Raw genomic sequence first — 15,975 nt, forward strand, 5'->3', positions numbered from 1 at the left:
GCCCCGATCAAGAGGTCATGCGAGCATGAAGCGATGAACGACGATGCCGCCGCTGAGCTGCGAGCACTTCGGGCGCGAGCCTACGGCCCCGACGCCGATATCCTGCGCGACCCGGTCGCGTACGACCGACTGCAGGAGCTCGAGGAGCAGCTGCGGAGTGAGCAGCGGGCACCGGAGCGCAGCGGTGGAGTCGGCGACGCGCCGCCGGCAACACCCGTCGACGGAGAGGGCGCCACGTCGTCTGCGTCCACGGCGCCCAGCACCGATGGCACGGAGTCTTCGAGCGCGGCAGCCCCCAGCAGCGACGACCGCGGGAGCCGTTCAGGTGAGCGTGCGCCGTGGTCGCCCCTGACCCGCGTACCGCCGCTCGCTCGTGTCTTCTGGGGCGCTTCGGTCCTGGCCGCAGCGGCGCTCGCGGGATCCGTCACGTGGGGCTTCGCGTCGATCCCCGTGATTTCAGAGGGCTCGGGAGCGAGGCAGATCGCAGCTCTCGACGCCGTTCAGTCCGTGGATCTACCGCCCTTCTCAGGGGACCCTGAAACACCGTCGACGGCGTTCCAGTTCGCGGGCTACACGCTGATGACGGTCGTGAACTCGACCGACGACATCGACAGTGAGTGCCTGGTGGCTTTCAGCAGTGAGAACGTTGACGAGGAGTCGGGCTTCCCGAACGGGCCGACGTACTACGGATGCGGCGCCGGGGCATTCCCTCCGGCTGCGTCGGTGCCGATCCACGCGGGTTCGCCCGCAGAGGCGCGCGAACGCTTCGGCGAAGGGGCCGCGCTGCAGTTCGTCTTGCAGGACGACCGCGTCGGCGTCTTCATCGACTCCGCACCCGGGCGCCCGGTCAGCTGACGCCGCGACCGCCGGGCACCGCAGCAAGTGAGGTCAGCGCGGGGCGCTGCGACGCCGTGAGCTTCGCGGCAGCGACGTCGAGCGGCATCCATGCGATGCGGTCGACCTCAGGAAAGCTCGCCATCCTCCCCGACCGGGGCGGCCATTCGAGCTCGAACTCGCCGAAGACCGGGCGCGAGATGTCCAGCGCGGACCCGTCAACCGCGAAGACGGTAATCGACTTGCGGGATGCCGCGAAGGACCCCAGGTCGATCACAGGGCCGTCCGGCGGGTCGATCCCGAGCTCCTCCCGAAATTCCCGCCGTGCGGCCTCGAGCGGCGACTCCTCCGCAGCGTTGTATTCGCCCTTCGGGATCGTCCAGGCACCGGCATCCTTGCGCTGCCAGAACGGGCCGCCCATGTGGGCGATGAGCACCTCGAACCGTGCCGCATCGTCAGCCGTCGGGCGGTAGGCCAGGAGGCCCGCGCTCGTGACCGGCATCAGCCGGTGCCGTCACGCCGTCGGAGCGCCGCGCGAAGGCTCCGCACGAGCAGCAGCAGCCCTCCCAGGCCGATGACGCTGCCGAGGAACGGGAACAGCGCAACATCGTCGGTCAGGTGGGGCCCGCCCGACGAGATCGCGAGGGCGATACCGGTCGCCAGCAGGGTCACTCCAACGAGCGTGCTGGTGACCTGCCCGAGCAGCCCCTCGATCCACCGCCGCTCGCCCGCACCCTCGAACGAGCGGAGCCGCACCGAGAAGGTGCCCTGCTCGAGCGAACGCGAGATGTTCTCCAGCCGCCGCGGTGCCCTGCGCACCTGCTCCACCGCGACCGCGAACTGGGTCTGCGCTGACAGAGCAGCAGTGCGCAGCGACAGCATGCTGCGCGCGAAGTGCGGGGCGCGGGTGAGCGCCTGACCGACCATGTCGTATCCCGGAACGACCCGCCGCAGGCTCCCCTCGAGCGAGCCGAGCGTGCGGAACACCAAGAGCAGAGACGGCGGCATCGCCAGCCGGTGGTGGCGGAGGGTGTCGAGCAGAAGCCGGAACACGTCCTCACCCGCAGGGGCATTGCGAACGCGCGTGATGATGGCGCCGACGTCTCGTTGCAAAGACGTCTGATCCACGCCAGCCGGGTCGGGCTCGCACAGCAGGAGCACGATGTCGGTGGCCGCCTGATCGTCGTCGGCAGCGATCGCCGTCAGCAGCGGCACGAGAAGGCGCCGCATGCTGGCCTCCAGCAGACCGACCGCGCCGAAGTCGATCAGGGCGACCTCGCCGTCGTCGCAGAGAATCAGGTTGCCAGGATGTAGGTCGGCGTGGAACACCCCGCGCACCGCGATCTGCTCGAACACGGCATCCAGGACCCCGTCGACAAGCTCCCGGGCAGCTGTCGGCTCCAACGCGTCAGGAGGCAGCTTGCCGAACGGCACCCCGTCGATCCGCTCCTGGACGATCATCTGCTGCGTGCACAGCTCCGTGAAGACGCCGGGGACACGGAGGGGCATCGCGTGCGTCTTCGCGATCGCTCCGCGCAGCATCTCGGTGTTTGCCACCTCGACGCGGTAGTCGAGTTCTTCGGTGAGGGCTCGGGAGAACTCGGTGACCAGCGCCACGGCGCCGTAGTCGGCAGCCCACGTGGTGCGGCGTTCGGCATCCCGCGCGAGCCGCTCGAGGATGTCGAGGTCTGTCGTCACCTGGGCACGTGCAGAAGGCCGCTGGATCTTCACGACCACGCGCTCACCCGACACGAGTGTCGCGGCGTGCACCTGCGCAACAGATGCCGCCGCCATCGGCTCGGTCTCGATAGCCGCGAACACCTCGGCGATCGGCCGCCCCAGCTCAGCACGAATCGCCGCTTCGGCCTCGGGCCAGGGAATCGGAGTCGAGTCCATCTGCAGCGTCGACAGCGCCTCGATCAGGTCGCGCGGGAGCACATCCTCACGCGTCGAGAGCACCTGCCCGAGCTTCACGAACGTGACGCCCGCCTCAGCCAGGGCAGAGACCAAGGCCTGCGGGAGCGCGTCGCGCGCGGCATCCGATCGTCCGCGGTACATCCCCAGGCCGTGACGCGAGGCGATGGCGACGATTTGCGCGTACCGGCGGGCGCGATCTCGTCGGCGGAACGCATCCCGGACGATCGTGACGGGGTTTCCGAGGGGCCGGCTCGGCCAGAGGAACTCCAGGGTGACGAGGACAATCACGACGACCGCGAACATCCAGCCGAGAACGAGGGCAACGAAGGCCAGCACGATCGGGCTTTCGACGACAACCCGGTCACCGTCGATGATGTCGGCCTGTTCGAACACCCACACCGTGAGCGGGAGCGAACCGAGAAACACCACGGTCGCGGTCACGAGCGCCCGGATCCACCCGATCTGCGCATCGAGGAGGCGCCTGCTGATCCACGCCGATACAGCGGCGAAGGCGACCGTGAGGAGGAGAACCGCGAGCCAGATCGGCATGACCCGATTGTGTCAGGCGCGCCATTCGCGCGCACCAGGGAGCTCTGATCCGCGCGCTTAATTCCACCGTCTACGCTGTCTCGCGACGCGCGCTTCACCCGAACCGGAGGCCCCATGGACAAGACCACCGTCGCCACCGCACCTGCCGGGCGCTTCGCCGGGGAGGAACTGCCCGGCGGAATGCGCGTCTGGCGCGGCATCCGGTACGCACAGGCTCCGACCGGCGATGCCCGATGGCGCGACCCCGTGCCGGCCGATCCGCTGGATGCCGGAGTGAAGGCCGAGGTGACGAGCTTCGGTCCCGCAGCGCCGCAGAAGGCAAACCCCGCGATGGATCTCGGACCGGACCCCATCTTCGACGAGGACTGCCTCTTCCTGAACGTCTGGAGCGGGGCGGATGCGGACACTCCCGCACCGGTCATGGTGTGGCTGCACGGCGGGGCATACACATTCGGCTCCAGCAGCCAGCCCGTCTACGACGGCGAAGCCCTCGCCGGGCACGGCGTCGTGGTGGTCACGATCAACTACCGCATCGGCGCACTCGGGTTTCTCGACCTGTCGAGCAAGGCCAGCCCGGAGCATCCGTTCGACGGCAACCTCGCCCTCAAAGACGTCCTGCTCGCCCTGCGGTGGGTTCAGCGCAACATCGCGGCTTTCGGGGGCGACCCCGAGCGCGTGACGGTCTTCGGTGAATCCGCCGGCGCGGGCCTTGTGACCACGCTGCTCGCGGTCCCGAGCGCGGCGGGACTCTTCTCGCGGGCGATCGCCGAATCCTCGCCGGTGTCGAGCGTGTACGACGCGGCGCGCGCCGCGTCCGTCACCGACCTGTTCCTGGAGGCAGTCGGCAACCCCGATCCAGCCGACCTGCGCGCGCTGCCGGTCGACACGATCGTCGAGGCCGGGATGACCGTGTTCGCGCAGGTTCCGGCGCAACATCCGGGCACCATCGCCTTCGGACCCGTGGTCGACGGCGACCTGCTGCCCGAGGCGCCCGCAACAGTCCTGGCCGAAGGACGCGCGCTGCCGGTACCGCTGCTGATCGGCACCAACAAGGACGAGGCTTCCCTCTTCCGAATGATGAAGTCGCCGCTCATGCCCGTCCGCGAGGAGCAGATCGAGCAGATGCTCGCCGAGCTGGGCACCGAACGGCCCGGCATCGACCTGCCCTCGATGGCGCAGGTGCTGTCGGCCTACGACGGTGTTCGGCACCACACCGTGGGCCTCGGCATCGCCCGCGACATCGGGTTCCGAATGCCGACGCTCTGGGCCGCCGAGGGACACTCACGGATTGCGCCGGTGTGGCTCTACCGGTTCGACCACGCCACCCCGATGCTCCACCTGCTCCGGATCGGCGCGACGCACGCTACCGAACTACCCTACGTCTGGGGAACCTTCGGGCGGCGAGCACATGACATCAGCTTCCGGCTCGGCGGCCGACACACAGCCGAACGGATCTCGGCACGGATGCAGCAACGCTGGACCGCGTTCGCGAAGGGCGAGGAACCGAACGCCGATGCCGCCGCGGAGTGGCCCCCGTTCGACACGGACGCCCGCGCCACGCTCGTGATCGAGGCCGAGGACCGCGTGGTACCCGACCTCGATCACGAACTGCGCACCGGCTGGGGAGACGAAGTTCTCGCCTTCCCCTAGGGTCGCGACTTCGGCGAGGACTCTTCCGTGAGCGCCGGGTCGGTCTCGGCGACCGAGCCGAGGGCGGCGTCAATGGCTGCCATCGTGTCGGCATCCAGCGTGACGCCCGACGCCTTGACGGTGTCATCGAGCTGCTCGGGACGCGACGCGCCCACGAGGGCGGCCGACACGTTCGGATTCTGCAGCACCCACGCGATCGCGAGCTGGGGCAGCGTGAGCCCCGCCTGCTCGGCGACCGGATGCAGCTTCTGCACAGCGCCGAGCACCTCATCCGTCATGAACCGCTTGATGAAGCCGGCACCGCTCTTCTCATCCGTCGCCCGCGAGCCGGCGGGCGCGGGCTGACCCGGCAGGTACTTGCCGCTGAGCACACCCTGCGCCATCGGCGACCAGACGATCTGCGAGATCCCGAGCTCCTCCGAGGTCGGAACGACCTTGCCCTCGATGACGCGCCACAGCGCGGAGTACTGGGGCTGGTTCGAGACGAGTTGGATGCCGAGATCCTTCGCGAGCGCGTGGCCAGCCCGCAGCTGCTCAGCCGTCCACTCACTCACACCGATGTACAGCGCCTTGCCCTGGCGGACGACGTCGGCGAAGGCCTGCATCGTCTCTTCCAGCGGGGTCTCATAGTCGTACCGGTGCGCCTGGTACAGGTCGACGTAGTCAGTACCGAGCCGCTGCAGCGAACCGTTGATGCCGTCCAGGATGTGCTTGCGGGAGAGCCCGACGTCGTTGGCGCCGTGCGGCCCAACCGGCCAGTAGACCTTCGTGAAGATCTCCAGCGACTCGCGTCGCTGCCCCTTCAACGCCTCACCGAGCACCTGCTCGGCTACCGTGTTGGCGTAGACGTCTGCGGTGTCGAAACTCGTGATCCCGAGCTCCAGCGCGCGGTGGACGGTGGCGATCGCTGCGTCGTTCTCGACCTGCGAGCCATGCGTGATCCAGTTGCCGTAGGTGATTTCCGTGACTTTGAAGCCGCTGTTGCCGAGGTAGCGATAGTTGACCATTACTCCACGCTATCGCCGAGCCGCAACGGACGGGCCGGCGTTCGCCCAGACCGTCCTACGCTGAGGGGATGGGCATCGAAGCAGTCGAGGCGACGATCAGCAGCGGGACGCTTCGTGGGAGCGTCACCGACGGCATCAGCCGCTTTCTGGGCATCCCGTACGCAGCCGCGCCGTTCGGTCCGCGGCGGTTCCAGCTGCCGGTGACACCGGATGCCTGGACCGGGGTGCGTGAGGCGACACAGTTCGGTCCCGCGGCACCCCAGACGCCGTACCGCGGCAGGACCGGCCAGCTGCTCCCGAGCCTGACCAGCGACGGCACCGACGAAGACATCCTCACTGCCAACGTCTGGGCCCCGGCGAGCGCGACGGAATCGACATCCGAGCCGCTGCCTGTCGTGCTGTGGATCCACGGCGGCGCGTTCGAGCGCGGCGGAAGCTCGATCACCGGGTACGACGGGACTAGCTTCGCCCGGGACGGCGTCGTCTTCGTCTCGGCTAACTACCGCCTCGGGTCCGAGGGCTTTTCGGTGCTCGACGATGCCCCCCGCAATCTCGGCCTCGAGGACGTCGCTGCGGCGCTGCGGTGGACGCACGCCGAGATCGCGGCCTTCGGCGGCGACCCGTCGCGCATCACGGTCATGGGCGAGTCGGCCGGCGGCGCCCTCGCTGCCGCGCTCGTCTCGCGTCCCGACACCAGACCGTTGATCGCCGGCGCGATCATCGAATCCGGCCCGCTCGATGCTGCCGACCCGAAGCGAGCCGGACGCGTCACCCGCGCACTCGCCAAGCGGCTCGGCGTGCCTGCGACGCGCGAGGCGTTCGCCGCGCTGTCACCGGCCGAGCTTCTCGCGGCACGGACGGCGCAGGCCGCGGGTAGCTCACCGTTGCGGGGAGCGCCCGGGTTCCTCCTGGCCCGGGATCCCGCGAGCCTCCCCGAGGCCCCACGGACGGCGTTGGCCACCGCCACCGCACCCCTCCTCATCGGCACCAACACCGACGAGTACCGGCTCTGGTTCACCCCCGACGCGCTCGCGAAGATCACCCCCTGGCAGGCCCGGCTCGGGCATCTCGCCCTACGGATTCCCCGCGGGGCAGTCCGGGCCTACCGGGCCGACTTCCCGGATGCCGGCACCGGCGCTCGACTCGGACAGGCCCTCACCGATGCGATGCTGCGCGCGCCGATGACCCAGGTGGCTGATCGCCGCACATCGCCGACCTTCGCCTACGAATTCGCCTGGCAGAGCCCGATTGATGGCCTGGGCGCCGGACACGCCCTCGAACTCGGGTTCGTCTTCGATGGGCTCGAGAACCCCGACAGCGTCCGGATAGCGGGGGATGCGGCGCCGCGACCGCTCGCCCGCGAGATGCACGATGCATGGGTGCGGATGATCCGCGACGGCGCGCCAGGGTGGGAGCCGTTTGCGCCCGGACGCCGCGTGCGCGTCTTCGATGTCGACTCGCGGACGATGCCGCTGCCGCGCGCCGAGGCCGTCGACGCGTTCAGACCGGCATCCTGAGCCCGGATCAGGACGCGGATGCGGCGGCCCGGTCGTCCTCGGTCGCGACCAGCTGCCCGCAGGCTCCGTCGATCTCGGTGCCGCGCGTGTCCCGCAGGGTCGTCGGGATGCCGGCAGCATTCAGTCGGCGCACGAACTCGTACTGCACGCCCGGTTCGGATGCCGTCCAGATCGAGCCCGGCGTCGGGTTGAGCGGAATCGGGTTGACGTGCACCCAGCCACGCCCGCGCGCGTTCAGCTTCTGCGCGAGCAGATCAGCTCGCCACGGGTGGTCGTTCATGTCTTTGATGAGCGCGTACTCGATCGACACGCGCCGGCCGGTCCGCTCGAAGTAGCCGCGGGCGGCATCCAGCGCCTCGTCGACCTTCCAGCGGGAGTTCACGGGAATGAGTTCGTCCCGCAGTTCATCGTCAGGGGCGTGCAATGACAGCGCGAAGGTGACCGGGATGTCTTCGGCGGCAAGCTTCGTGATCGCAGGAACCAGGCCGACTGTCGAGACGGTGATACCGCGAGCGCTCATGCCCATGCCGTGCTTCTTGTCGGTCATCACGCGGACGGCCTGCATCACCCGGGCGTAGTTGGCCAGCGGCTCCCCCATCCCCATGAACACGATGTTGGAGACGCGCTCGAGTGACTGGTCGGTGCTGCGCTTGCCACCGAGCTCACCCCGGGCGATCACCTGATTGGCGCGCACCACCTGGTCCACGATCTCGGCAGCCGACATGTTGCGCGTCAGGCCCGCCTGGCCGGTCGCGCAGAACGGGCAGTTCATGCCGCATCCCGCCTGACTCGAGACGCACAGGGTGATCCGCCCCGGATAGCGCATCAGCACGGACTCGACGAGAGCGCCATCGTGCAGCTTCCAGAGGAACTTGATCGTGTCGCCCTTGTCGGTGTCGAGGCGACGCACTTCGGTCAGCAGCGGCGGGAGCAGCCCCGCGACGAGTTCCTCACGACCGGATGCCGGCAGATCGGTCATCTCGGCGGGATCGCTCGTCCAGCGCGTCAGGTAGTGGCGCTCGATCTGACCGGCACGAAAGCCGGGCAGACCCAGCTCCTTCGCCTTCTCGATGCGCTGCTCGGGCGTGAGATCGGCCAGGTGCTCGGGAGGCTTGCCGCGCTTGGGGCTCGCGAACTGCAGCAGGGGCCGACCCTCGGCATCCTTCTTCTGCTGCCACCCTTCGGTAGCTGGGCGCACCTGCGGCGCCCCAGGGGCGGCGGGCGCTGTAGCTGGGCGCGGCTGCGGCGCACCGGAAGACGTGGGAGGAAGCGCGCGTGCCATGAGTCCAGGGTATGCGAGCGGATGCTGTGAGCCCGTGGAGTGTCAACCCCCGCCCGCCACGACCTGCGGACGCTAGCGTGAGGTCGTGGCCCCCGACGACCTCACGATCCGACCGATCACGACCGATGACGCGGGTGAGGTGTTGACCCTGCAGCGCGCGGCGTTCGTGCAGGAGGCTCTCATCTACGGCACCCCGCACATGCCACCGCTGACCCAGACCCTCGACGAGATCACCGCCGAACTCGTCGAGAACCTGGGCTGCGTCGCGGTGCGCAGCGGCCGGATCGTCGGCGCTGTCCGGGCACAGCGCGATGGCGACCTGCTACTCATCGGGCGACTCGCCATCGCCCCCGACCAGCAGGGCGAGGGCCTTGGCACGGCACTCCTGACCGCCGTCGAGCGCCGGGGCACGGATGCCGGGGCAACCGTCGCCGAGTTGTTCACCGGATCACTGTCGGAGGCGAACCTGCGACTCTACGAGCGCGAGGGATACGTCGAAAGCGAACGCGTGCCCGGCGACGACGGCATCGAGCAGGTGTTCCTGCGCAAGACGCTCGCGTAGCCGCAGGCCGCTGATCCGTCGCCGGATCCTCCGGTCAGTCCAGGAAGATGTCGGGGAAGAGCTGGTCGTCGGGCGTTCCAGGGACAGCCGCGTACCGCGAGAAGTCGGTCACCCCCGCCGCCTCGAGCACGTCCTCGACGATCAGCGTCTGGCCGGTGTACTCGCGTGAGGGTTTCGTGATCACCTCGTACGCCGCATCCGCGTAGATCTCGGGCGTGCGGCTGACCTTCATCATCTGATCGCCCCCGAGCGCGAACTGGACGGCTGCCGTCGCGATCGTCGTGCGCGGCCAGAGGGTGTTGGCCGCAATGCCGGCGCGTGCGAACTCTGCGCCGATACCGAGGGTGGCCATCGTCATGCCGTACTTCGCCAGCGTGTAGCCGGTGTGGCCCCCAGCCAGCGCGGGGAGAGGTTCAGCGGCGGCGACAGCGACAGGATGTGGGGGTTCTCCGCCTCGCGCAAGATCGGCACCGCCGCGCGAGAGAGCATGAAGGTGCCGCGCACATTGACACCCTGCATGAGGTCGTACTTCTTGGCGGAAAGATCGAGCGAACCCGACAGGTCGATGACGCTCGCGTTGTTCACGACGACGTCGATCCCCCCGAACTCGCCCTGGGTCTTGAGGACGGCCGCGGTGATGTCGTCGTCGTTGCGGACATCCCCGACGATCGGCAGCGCAGTCCCGCCTGCCGCCTCAATAGCCTCGGCGGCGGTGTGAACGGTGCCCTCGAGCTTCGGGTGCGGGGTGTCGGTCTTGGCAAGAATCGCGATGTTCGCCCCATCCGCCGCACACCGCAGGGCGATAGCAAGCCCGATTCCTCGGCTCCCACCCGAGAGCAGAACAGTCTTTCCGGCGAGCTTCTTCTCGGTCACGCGGGGTCCTTTCCGGTGGCGGTGGGGGATTTCGGGGTACGGGAGGCCGCGGCAAACGCGGCGATTCGCGTCCGCGCGTCGTAGGTGCCGAAGCGCTCCCCGATCGTCTGGGCCTCGTCTTCGAGGTTTTGCGCGAAGCCACGCCACGCGCCGAGACGCACAAGCCGCTTGGCTTCACCGAAGGCCGCCACGGCGCCCGACTGCCAGAAGTCGGCAACCTCGCGGGCGCGCGCGGCAACACCGTCGGCCGGAAGCACCTCGTTCACGAGACCCCAGTCGAGGGCCTCGGCGGCGGTGAGGGTGCGGTCCTGCAGCAGGAGTTCGAGCGCCCGACGCTGGCCGATCGCCGCGGGGAGCAGCGTCGAGACGCCGAGGTCAGGCGTGAGGCCGATGTTGGCGTACTTGCTCACGAACCGTGCGGATTCGGACGCGACGATGTAGTCGGCGCACAGCATCAAGCCGAGTCCACCACCGGCGACAGCGCCCTGGACGGAGGCGACAATCGGGGTCGACGAGCACACCAGGGTGAGGATCCCCTCGTGGATGACCCTCGCCATGCCCGTGACGGCCTCCCCGGCGCTTCCGTCGCCGGGGTCCGCTTCTGACATCGCAACAACGTCTCCGCCAGCGCAGAACGCGGGGCCCGCGGCATCCAGCAGAATCGCCGTCACTGTCGGGTCACCCGTGAGTTCGACAGCCACGTCCCGCCACCGGCGACCCATCTCGAAGTCGACGGCGTTCAGACGTGCCGGACGGTTCAACGTCACGTGAGCGAGGCCGTCGTCGACCTCGACCAGGATGGAATCGCTCATCTCGGCCTCTCTTCTGCGTGGTGAGGGTGCGGCCAGACGGCGTTCCCCGTTGAAACCTCCCGTCACTCTACTCCCGCCGGCATCAGGCGCGAGTCCGCGTCCCATGCTTGCTGACACTGCGTCCCATTCGACGGTGACAGCAGAGAGTACTGACCGAGACGGACCTTCGGCGTCACCGGCGGTAGTGTGGCGGCGTGGACGGAGAACGGCGTCGCAGCTACTCCATCGGAGTCGCGCTGGACTGGTTCTTCTTTGTGTTCGCCGGCGTCTCGGCGCTGTGGCTGGCCTATCTGAGCTTCACCGAGTCGTTCCGGGTCGGGTGGTGGGGACTTCTCGTCGCGATCGCGTTCTGGGTGCTCCTGGCCTACCTTGTGCTGCCCCGCATTCACCGCATCCTCACCACGATTTACGTGCCCGGCTATTTCATCGGGCGCACCCGAACCAGCGACGGTCTGCTCGGAGACCCCGTCAACCTCGCCTTCATGGGCGAGGAGGCTGCCATCCACGAGGCACTGCAGCGCGCCGGCTGGACCCTCGCCGACCCTGTCACCCTGCGGTCATCCATCCGGATCGTGACCTCGACGATCAGCCGACGCAGCTACCACCGGGCGCCCGTGAGCCCCCTGTTCCTCTTCGGCCGGATGCAGGACTTCGCCTACCAGCAGGAGGTCGACGGCAATCCCGCGCAGCGTCACCACGTTCGGTTCTGGCGATGCCCCGATGACTGGCCGCTCCCGGGCGGCCGCCGCGTCGAGTGGCTCGCCGCCGGTACCTTCGACAGCTCAGTCGGGTTGTCGCTGTTCACACTCCAGGTGACGCACCGCATCGACGCCGACACGGATGTCGAGCGCGACCACATCGTCAGTTCGCTCCTGGCAGCAGACCCCGGCATCCGCGTCGCGGTGATCGAGGACTTCTCCACGAGCTACCACTCGCGAAACGGCGGCGGCGACTCGATCCGAACCGATGGCGACCTGCCGATCCTTGATCTACGACCCGTGGAGGTCGCGGCGGCCGCCGCTGCGGCAACCGACGCGGCAACGGACACGGAGACGGTCGGGCTCCCGGAGTCGAGCGTGCGGGATACCGCTGCGGTCGCTGCAGCTATGGCGACCGAGCAGCGACAGGACCTGCCACGCAAGCGCGCCGCCTTCGAGCCTCCGGCATCCCTGTTCGCCCCCCTCAACGGGGACCCGGGATGCGCCGACCCGCCACGATCACGGCGGGCACGCTTCTGCTGCTGCTCCGCGTGCTCGCCGGCATCCTCCTGATCGTCGGACTGTGGCTGGAGTGGCCCGACGTGATGGACAGCGCGGACCTCGTGCTCGGCGATGACGTTCTCACGGCGCAAGAGGAACAGTTCGCCCTGTGGATCGTGATTGCGCTCATGGGCGTCAGCCTCGTCGTGCAGTTGAGCGTGGTGCTCTCGCTGTGGTGGGGCCGAAACTGGGCGCGCCTGACCGTCATGGTCTTCGCGGTCGTCTCCATCTCCACGGCGTTCACGACGTGGTTCCTGCGGGAGGAGGAGATCACGCTACGGACCTCGCTTCTCGCGGTCGGACTCGACGTGCTGATCCTGCTCGCGCTCTCCAGCCGCAGCGCCGCCGCGTACTCACGGCGGCGCGAACGGCGGCGCTCCCGCTGATTCGGTTAGCGCGGCGCCATCCGGATCGCTCCGTCGAGGCGGATCGTCTCACCGTTGAGGTAGCCGTTTGCCACGATGCCCATGACGAGTTCCGCGTACTCCTGCGGTCGTCCCAGTCGGGCCGGATACGGCACCTGCTGCCCCAGGGAATCCTGCGCCGCCTGCGGCAGACCCGCGAGCATCGGCGTCTCCATGATTCCCGGCGCGATTGTGACGACGCGGATGGCATGACGGGCCAGCTCCCGCGCGACGGGCAGTGTCATGGCGTGTACGCCGCCCTTGCTCGCGGCGTACCCGGGCTGCCCGATCTGGCCGTCGAACGCGGCGACGCTGGCGGTGTTGATGATCACGCCACGGTCGCCGGACTCGGCATCCGGGTCCGTACGGGCGATGGCTGCCGCTGCCTGCGCGAGAACCGTATAGGTGCCGATGAGGTTGATGCGAACGATCCGTTCGAAGGCCTCGATCGATGCGGGTTCGCCATCCCGATCGAGCACCTTGGCCGGCGTGCCGATCCCGGCGCAGTTGACCACGACCCGAAGAGGCCCGGATGCCGCCGCCATTGCGACCGCGCCGCGCACGGCGCCAGCATCCGTCACGTCGGCGGCAGCGAAGGTACCGCCGAGTCGCTCAGCAACGTCTTCGCCTGCCGACCCGGGCAGATCGACGATCGTGACTCGCGCGCCGGCTGCTGCGAGCCGCTCTGCCGTCGCCAACCCCAAACCACTCGCTCCGCCGGTGACGAGTGCTGCTGCACCGCTGATGTTCATTCGACTCTCCTTCGATGTCCGGCCCCAGGCTACTCACCGCCCGCCCCGACCGTGCGTCGCTAACTCCTCAATCTCGGACCTACCACCAGGCGGATCGACCCGGATGGCGGCGCCAAAGCCCAGCATTGAGGAGTTAGCCACCTCGCGCGGGCGGGATCGCAGCGCGGACTCTGCCACACCGTCGCCCAGACCGCCCGTGGCTAACTCCTCAATCTCGGGCCTACCATCGGGCCGATCGACCCGGATGACCGACCCCAAAGCCCAGCTTTGAGGAGTTAGCCACGACCGCGGCCACGGCCGGGTCAGGCCGAGCCCAGCCTCAGGACGGGCCGAGGATGAAGTTCCAGGAGCCGGTGGCGACGGCAGCCCCCACGGCTACCGCAGCGATGACCGCGCCCAGCAGAACGAGCAGCCACTCGGCGGGGCCGACCCGAGACTCCCGCGCCCACGTGCGGGGACCGGGTGCCCCGAAGCCGCGAGCTTCCATCGCCACCGCAAGCTTCGTGCCGCGACGGATGGAGAGCACCAGCAACGCGAACGCCATCCCCACGAAGCGCCGGATGCGGCCGCGATCCGCGACACCGCGGGATCGGCGCGCAAGCTCCAGGGCGCGCCAGTCGTCGACGAAGAGCCCCACCATCCGGAGACCCGCGAGCCCCCCGAGAACGAAACGGGCGGGTAGCCGAAGCACCTGCGCGAGCCCGTCTGCCAGATCGGTCGGGTCGACAGCGGCGAACAGGACGACCGACGGCAGGGCGATCGCGAGAACCCGAAGCATGGTTGCCAGGGCGAGGGTGAGCGAGCCCTCACTGATGCGCACCACGAACCACTCCGCGTAGATCAGGCCACTCGCCTGGCCATACAGGGCGATCGTCACGCCCGTCAGGGGCGCAAGCAGCCAGACGATCCACGTGCGGCGCCAGAACTGACGCCACCCCAGACCCGCGAACGGAAACAGCGCGAGCTCGATCGCCAGCGCGACCCCCGCCGACACGGCATCCAGGGTCAGCACGAGCGGAACCGTGAGCACGACGATCGCGAGGAGCTTCGCAACCGGGTTGAGCTGCGTGACTCGCGAGGGAGCGGCAGTCAGGATGTCGATCACGACGGCCCTCCCAGGACGAGTCGGTCGGCATCCAGCGCCTCGGCGACGTCGAGATCGTGCGTGATGGCGACGATCGCCGAGCCCTCGTCGCGCACCCGCGCGAGCAAAGCGACGAGTTCGGCCCACGTGCGTGCATCCTGGCCGAAGGTGGGTTCGTCGAGCACGAGCACCCGGGGCCGGGTCGCAAGAGCGGCGGCGACCGTCAGCCGCCGCTTTTCGCCCCCTGAGAGCGTGTAGGGGTTGGCCTCGGCGAGCCGGTCAAGCCGCAGACGGTGCAGCAGCTCATCGACCCGCACGCCGAGCTCGGACTCCGCAAGGCCCAGCGCGCGCGGCCCGACTTCCAGCTCGCCCCGCACGGTCCGCGCGAGCAGCTGATGCTCGGGGTCCTGGAACACCATGCCGAGCCGAGTCAGCAGGGCGCGCGAGGGCCACTGGTGAGGATGCCCGCGCTGACCGGCCGCGAGCTCTGGGGAAGCGACGACAGTCCCCGCAGCGGGGGGATCAGCCCGGCAAGGGTCAAGCCCAGCGTGGACTTGCCGACACCGTTGGGCCCCGTGATCGCTGTCGCGACCCCTTCGGCCACCGCCAGGCGCGGCACCTCGGCGAGGGGTCTGCCTGGCACGCGCGCGATAACCAGCTCGTCGGTCGACTCGAGAACGGGTCCTCGAGAGCGCGACGGCCGGGGTGGCCACGCAGGTCGATGACCGGGCACCCAGACGCCGGCCGCGGCCAGTTGCGCGCCCCGATCTCGCAGCACCGCCTCCGGTGATCCGTCGGCGACGACGCCGCCCTCGGCCAGGACGACGACGCGATCGACGAGGGGAGCCCAGGCCGCGACCCGGTGCTCGACCACGACGAGGGTCGCTCCCCTGCCCTCGACCACCCGGGCGACGGCGTCGCGCACCTGCTCAATGCCGTCGGGATCGAGGTTGGCGGTCGGTTCGTCAAGGATGATGAGGCCCGGCCGCATGGCAACGATCGCGGCGAGCGCCAGGCGTTGCTTCTGCCCGCCCGAGAGCGCGCTGGTGGAGTGATCCAGCGGAACGTCGAGTCCGACCAGGTCGAGGGCCTCACGGACCCGAGGCCAGATCTCCTCGCGGGGAACGCCAAGGTTTTCGCACCCGAAGGCGACCTCATCTCCCACGCGGGCGAGCACCACCTGCGAGTCGGGGTCCTGCAGAACGAGGCCCGCACTACCGCGTGCCGCGCTCGGCGCCGCACCGTCCAAGCTGATCGATCCTTCGCTCTCGCCCTCGTCACCGCCGAGCACACCGGCTACTCCGCGAACGAGCGTGGACTTGCCCGACCCCGACGCTCCGAGCAGCAAGACGCGCTCGCCGGGATCGATCCGCAGGTCGATGCCGCGCAACGCCCACGCACGCCGACTGCCGTGGCGCCACCCCCAGCCGTCGAGGTGAACGGCGACGGGTGAGGCGGCCGGGCGTTGCGCGC

General features: G+C 69.2%; 13 protein-coding genes and 2 pseudogenes. 6 read left to right on the plus strand and 9 right to left on the minus strand.

Going from position 1 to position 15,975, the window contains the following annotated elements; translation table 11 throughout:
• The first annotated feature begins 33 nt into the window (after window positions 1-33).
• A complete protein-coding gene (locus IT882_RS14455) occupies window positions 34-855 on the plus strand; it encodes a hypothetical protein (protein WP_195692418.1) in 822 nt (273 codons plus the stop codon).
• Here the strand turns inward: IT882_RS14455 and IT882_RS14460 are convergent.
• Together IT882_RS14460 and IT882_RS14465 are read right to left on the minus strand one after the other, a co-directional pair.
• On the minus strand, window positions 848-1,336 hold the full coding sequence (locus IT882_RS14460; RefSeq protein ID WP_195692419.1) for an NUDIX domain-containing protein: 489 nt from the start codon (window positions 1,334-1,336) through the stop codon (window positions 848-850). The genes IT882_RS14455 and IT882_RS14460 overlap by 8 nt on opposite strands.
• Window positions 1,336-3,300 carry an ABC1 kinase family protein gene (locus IT882_RS14465; protein ID WP_195692420.1) on the minus strand — a complete coding sequence of 655 codons (1,965 nt, stop codon included), beginning with the start codon at window positions 3,298-3,300 and terminating at the stop codon, window positions 1,336-1,338. Before IT882_RS14465 ends, IT882_RS14460 begins: the two co-directional genes overlap by 1 nt.
• A gap of 114 nt (window positions 3,301-3,414) precedes the next feature.
• Here IT882_RS14465 and IT882_RS14470 point away from each other — a divergent pair, with 114 nt between their 5' ends.
• Complete coding sequence (locus IT882_RS14470) at window positions 3,415-4,950, plus strand: carboxylesterase/lipase family protein (protein WP_195692421.1); 1,536 nt, start codon at window positions 3,415-3,417, stop codon at window positions 4,948-4,950.
• Here IT882_RS14470 and IT882_RS14475 read toward each other — a convergent pair.
• The gene (locus IT882_RS14475; protein WP_195692422.1) at window positions 4,947-5,957 is read right to left on the minus strand and encodes an aldo/keto reductase family protein; all 1,011 of its coding nucleotides are present in this window, start codon (window positions 5,955-5,957) and stop codon (window positions 4,947-4,949) included. The two genes, IT882_RS14470 and IT882_RS14475, sit on opposite strands and share 4 nt — an antisense overlap.
• Before the next feature lie 68 nt (window positions 5,958-6,025).
• On the opposite strand from IT882_RS14475, the gene IT882_RS14480 reads away from it, so the two are divergent.
• The gene (locus tag IT882_RS14480; protein WP_195692423.1) at window positions 6,026-7,474 is read left to right on the plus strand and encodes a carboxylesterase/lipase family protein; all 1,449 of its coding nucleotides are present in this window, start codon (window positions 6,026-6,028) and stop codon (window positions 7,472-7,474) included.
• 7 nt (window positions 7,475-7,481) lie between these two features.
• Here IT882_RS14480 and rlmN read toward each other — a convergent pair whose 3' ends face one another.
• Window positions 7,482-8,756, minus strand: coding sequence for a 23S rRNA (adenine(2503)-C(2))-methyltransferase RlmN (gene rlmN, locus IT882_RS14485; RefSeq protein WP_195692424.1), 1,275 nt, complete (start codon window positions 8,754-8,756; stop codon window positions 7,482-7,484).
• An 85-nt stretch (window positions 8,757-8,841) separates the two neighbouring features.
• On the opposite strand from rlmN, the gene IT882_RS14490 reads away from it, so the two are divergent.
• Window positions 8,842-9,318, plus strand: a complete 477-nt coding sequence (locus IT882_RS14490; protein ID WP_195692425.1) for a GNAT family N-acetyltransferase — start codon at window positions 8,842-8,844, stop codon at window positions 9,316-9,318.
• A gap of 34 nt (window positions 9,319-9,352) precedes the next feature.
• Here IT882_RS14490 and IT882_RS14495 read toward each other — a convergent pair.
• A pseudogene (locus IT882_RS14495) lies at window positions 9,353-10,191 on the minus strand (SDR family oxidoreductase).
• The gene (locus tag IT882_RS14500) at window positions 10,188-11,003 is read right to left on the minus strand and encodes an enoyl-CoA hydratase/isomerase family protein (RefSeq protein ID WP_195692426.1); all 816 of its coding nucleotides are present in this window, start codon (window positions 11,001-11,003) and stop codon (window positions 10,188-10,190) included. Before IT882_RS14500 ends, IT882_RS14495 begins: the two are co-directional and overlap by 4 nt.
• Window positions 11,004-11,197: 194 nt before the next feature.
• On the opposite strand from IT882_RS14500, the gene IT882_RS14505 reads away from it, so the two are divergent.
• Together IT882_RS14505 and IT882_RS14510 are read left to right on the plus strand one after the other, a co-directional pair.
• Entirely contained in the window at window positions 11,198-12,274 is a 1,077-nt protein-coding gene (locus tag IT882_RS14505) for an LssY C-terminal domain-containing protein (RefSeq protein ID WP_195692427.1), read from the plus strand.
• Entirely contained in the window at window positions 12,202-12,648 is a 447-nt protein-coding gene (locus tag IT882_RS14510) for a hypothetical protein (protein WP_195692428.1), read from the plus strand. Before IT882_RS14505 ends, IT882_RS14510 begins: the two co-directional genes overlap by 73 nt.
• A gap of 5 nt (window positions 12,649-12,653) precedes the next feature.
• On the opposite strand, the gene IT882_RS14515 is transcribed toward IT882_RS14510, so the two are convergent.
• The 3 genes and pseudogenes from IT882_RS14515 to IT882_RS14525 all read right to left on the minus strand — a co-directional run bounded on the left by IT882_RS14515 (window position 12,654) and on the right by IT882_RS14525 (window position 15,892).
• Window positions 12,654-13,418, minus strand: coding sequence for an SDR family NAD(P)-dependent oxidoreductase (locus tag IT882_RS14515; RefSeq protein WP_195692429.1), 765 nt, complete (start codon window positions 13,416-13,418; stop codon window positions 12,654-12,656).
• A 319-nt stretch (window positions 13,419-13,737) separates the two neighbouring features.
• Window positions 13,738-14,523, minus strand: coding sequence for an energy-coupling factor transporter transmembrane component T family protein (locus IT882_RS14520; RefSeq protein WP_195692430.1), 786 nt, complete (start codon window positions 14,521-14,523; stop codon window positions 13,738-13,740).
• Window positions 14,520-15,892, minus strand: a pseudogene (locus IT882_RS14525) (ABC transporter ATP-binding protein). Before IT882_RS14525 ends, IT882_RS14520 begins: the two are co-directional and overlap by 4 nt.
• Window positions 15,893-15,975: the final 83 nt, after the last annotated feature.

This window comes from Microbacterium schleiferi, from assembly GCF_015565955.1.
Classification (GTDB): Bacteria; Actinomycetota; Actinomycetes; order Actinomycetales; family Microbacteriaceae; genus Microbacterium; species Microbacterium schleiferi_A.